The following is a 3,088-nucleotide window of genomic DNA, read 5'->3' as shown; positions in this document are numbered from 1 at the left end:
ATACGGCGGCGGCGGAACGTAGAGGTTCTCGGTGTAGCTCCACAGCGTGCCGCGCCGCGACAGCGGCACCTGAGCCAGCTCATCGCCGTCACAGCACGGGTTGGGGCAGTTGTTGGCCCGCGGCGGAAACACATACGTCCCGCACTGATGGCACTTACCGCCGATCAGATACGGATCACCGGAACCGTTGATCTGCCACCAATTCTCGACGGCAGGTGCCGCAGGCATCACCGGTTGTGTCATGCCGTCGATCGTGGCCGGGATCAGCACTCCGCCGACGGTGCCATCCCGCTGACCGGGCGAGATTCCACGCAGCGGAACAGGCTGGGGCAATGGCTATTTCGCGGAGACCGCGACTTCCTGGGTGAGGAACGATAGCGCCGTCCGCTCAAACGCAGCCTTCGCCTCGATCATCACCCAATGTCCGCAATTGGGGAAGACGTGCAATTCCGCGTTGGGGATGGTCCGCATGGGAACCAGTCCCATGTCCAACGGGCTCACCCGGTCATCTCGCCCCCACGTCAACAACGTCGGCGCTTTCACCTTGTGCATGAGCGCCCACGGCAGCGGGAAGTCGGCGTTGCGCATCATCTCCATCATCGCCGCGAAGGCGGCCTTGCCGTACATGCGCCGCGCTGCCCCCAGGGTGTCCGGATCGGTGGCCAGCGCCCAGCGCTCTTCGATGAGTTCCTCGGTGACCAGAGCGGGGTCGTAGACCATGGAGTGCAACCAGTCGATGAGTCGCTGCCGTGTCGGTTCCTCGGTGAACTCCTGGAGCAGGCGGATACCCTCGCTCGGCCCGGGGCTGAAGATGTTGACACCGATGCCCCCGATGGTGATCAACTTTCCGATGCGGTCACCGTGGTTGATGGCGAAGTTGATGCCAACACCACCGCCCATGGAGTTACCGATCACGTCGACCCGGTCCAGGCCCAGCGCGTCGGCAAAGGCCACCACGGAGCCTTGCGCGTCCAGCATCGGATGGCCACCGAAGTCGTCGCTGACTCCGAAACCGGGGAATTCCAGTACCAGACAACGGAAGTGTCGGGCGAAGAAAGCGAGGTTGCCGCGGTAGTTTCGCCACCCCGTCACTCCAGGACCCGATCCGTGAAGCAACAACAGGGCAGGCCCGTCGCCGGCTTCGTGATACCGAAGAACGCCCCTGGATGTGGTGACTTCGCGCAGCGTTTCGTCATGATCGATGATGTGCATCGGAGCGGCCCTTCGTATCCGGTTCGAACGTGGTTTCACACGATGAATCCCAGGAAGCAAGTCTTGCGGCCGCCTCTGCCGGCGAGCTCCGTGAATTCCGGTGAGCGGACTTCCGTGCTCTGCGCACCGCTGCGCTGCGGGAGTCGGCCTGCGGGACGACGACGGTGAGGTCAGCCTTCGACGATCGCCAACGCGCTCGCCGGACACAGCCTGACCGCTTCGCGGACATGGTCTTTCTGGTCGTCGGGTACCTCCGCGGTCTGAACGGCTCCGCCGTCCGTGTCGACGAGCACCACGACGATGCCGTCGTCGTCCTGATCGAAGACCTCGCCGGCGACCATGACGCAGTTGCCTGCCTGGATGCACAGCTCCCGGTCGGCGGAGACCTTCATCGCTTCGCTCATCACCAGCTCACCTCCAACGACTTCAGACCGTAGATGAAGTGGAACGACCGGAACTGCACATCGTCGAATTCCTCGGCCAGCGACAGCGTGGGAAATCTGCGAAGCAGCGCGGGGAACGCGATCTGCATCTCCATCCGGGCCAAAGGCGCGCCGAGGCAGTGATGCACACCGTGGCCGAACGCCAGATGCCCTGGCGCACCGCGGCTGATGTCGAAAGTGTCGGGGTTGTCGATGAAGTGGCCGTCCCTGTTGCCCGACGGCAGGGAGGCGAACACAAGCTTCCCCGCCGGGATCGACACCCCGGCGATCTCCACTTCGGTGGTGGTGATGCGGGGGATCGCGGTCTGCACGATCGACAACCAGCGCAGCAGCTCCTCGATCGCGGGCGCCACCGCGGCGGGATCGTCGCGAACCGCCGCCAGCGCTGCGGGATGGCGCAGCAACGCCAGGGTGCCGAGCCCCAGCATGTTCGACGTCGTCTCATGGCCGGCCAGAAGCAGCAGGCCGGCGATACCGATGAGCTCGTCGTCGGTCAGTTCGTCGCCGTGCTCGCGGATCAGCATGCCGAGGATGTCGTCGCCCGGCCGTTCCCTGGCGCCTTCGACCAACGACCGCATGTAGGCCCTGCCCTGCCTCTGTAGCTCGAGGCGTTCGGGTATCGGGATGGACAGGTCGAGTTGGCGCGTGCTGCGCCGCTGGAAGTCGTCGCGGTCGGCGTAGGGCACCCCGAGCAACTCGCAGATCACCAACGACGGGATCGGCAGGGCGAAGTTCTCCACCAGGTCGGCGGGCGGGCCTGCGGCCTCCAGCGCATCCAGATGCTGGTCGACGATCTCGACGATGCGGGGCTGCAATCGCTTGATCCGCCGGATGGTGAACTCGGGGGTCAGCATGCGGCGCAACCGTTGATGCTCGGGCGGATCCAGCCCGAGCAGGTTGCCTGCCCTGGCGCTGGCCAGTTCCTCCTCGGACTGCGCGGGAGCCCCCGGCACCACGAAACCTGGAGGACGGCCGTTGGAGAACCGCGCGTGGTCGGACAGCACGGTCTTGACGTCCTCGTACCGGGTGACGAGGTGGACCTGCATGCCGAAGGCGTTGGTGACGGTGATGACCCCCGGCCCCTCGCGGACAGCGCCCAGCTCGGGTGTCGGGTCGAACGCGTCGCGCCGCATGTGCAGCGGCGGCAACGAGGGTGCTTGCGTCATGCATTCGACGGTACTCACGCCCGCGGGCAACGGCACCGACCACAAACACGGCCCAAACGCGTGGGCGCGCCGGTCACCCGTCGCGACTACGTATCGGCTGGCGTCCGAGTGCGGTGGCGACCTCCTGGTTGTCCACCGTGGGAACGGTGGTCCTCGTCCTGCAGTGCGGGCCACCAGATCCTGGGCCCGATGAGCGTGAACAGCGCCGGGATGATCACGGTCCGCACCACGAAGGTGTCCAGCAGGATGCCCAGGCCGACGATGATG

The 3,088-nt window shown here is 65.7% G+C and carries 5 protein-coding genes; all 5 read right to left on the bottom strand.

Going from position 1 to position 3,088, the window contains the following annotated elements:
* Positions 1-228: Zn-ribbon domain-containing OB-fold protein (locus VIQ49_RS18955; RefSeq protein WP_331887406.1), on the bottom strand; the 228-nt coding region annotated here is incomplete at its 3' end.
* A 108-nt stretch (positions 229-336) separates the two neighbouring features.
* Positions 337-1,212: an alpha/beta fold hydrolase gene (locus VIQ49_RS18950; RefSeq protein ID WP_331887402.1), complete on the bottom strand. Its 876-nt coding sequence runs from the start codon at positions 1,210-1,212 to the stop codon at positions 337-339.
* Between the two features lie 170 nt (positions 1,213-1,382).
* Positions 1,383-1,604 carry a ferredoxin gene (locus VIQ49_RS18945; protein ID WP_331887404.1) on the bottom strand — a complete coding sequence of 74 codons (222 nt, stop codon included), beginning with the start codon at positions 1,602-1,604 and terminating at the stop codon, positions 1,383-1,385.
* An 11-nt stretch (positions 1,605-1,615) separates the two neighbouring features.
* Positions 1,616-2,821: a cytochrome P450 gene (locus VIQ49_RS18940; protein WP_331887400.1), complete on the bottom strand. Its 1,206-nt coding sequence runs from the start codon at positions 2,819-2,821 to the stop codon at positions 1,616-1,618.
* Positions 2,822-2,907: 86 nt separating this feature from the next.
* Positions 2,908-3,088: MMPL family transporter (locus VIQ49_RS18935; protein ID WP_331887398.1), on the bottom strand; the 181-nt coding region annotated here is incomplete at its 5' end.

The organism is Williamsia sp. (genome assembly GCF_036566845.1).
In the GTDB taxonomy this organism is placed as follows: Bacteria; Actinomycetota; Actinomycetes; order Mycobacteriales; family Mycobacteriaceae; genus Williamsia.
This window is presented reverse-complemented; position numbering and strand designations above follow the sequence as displayed.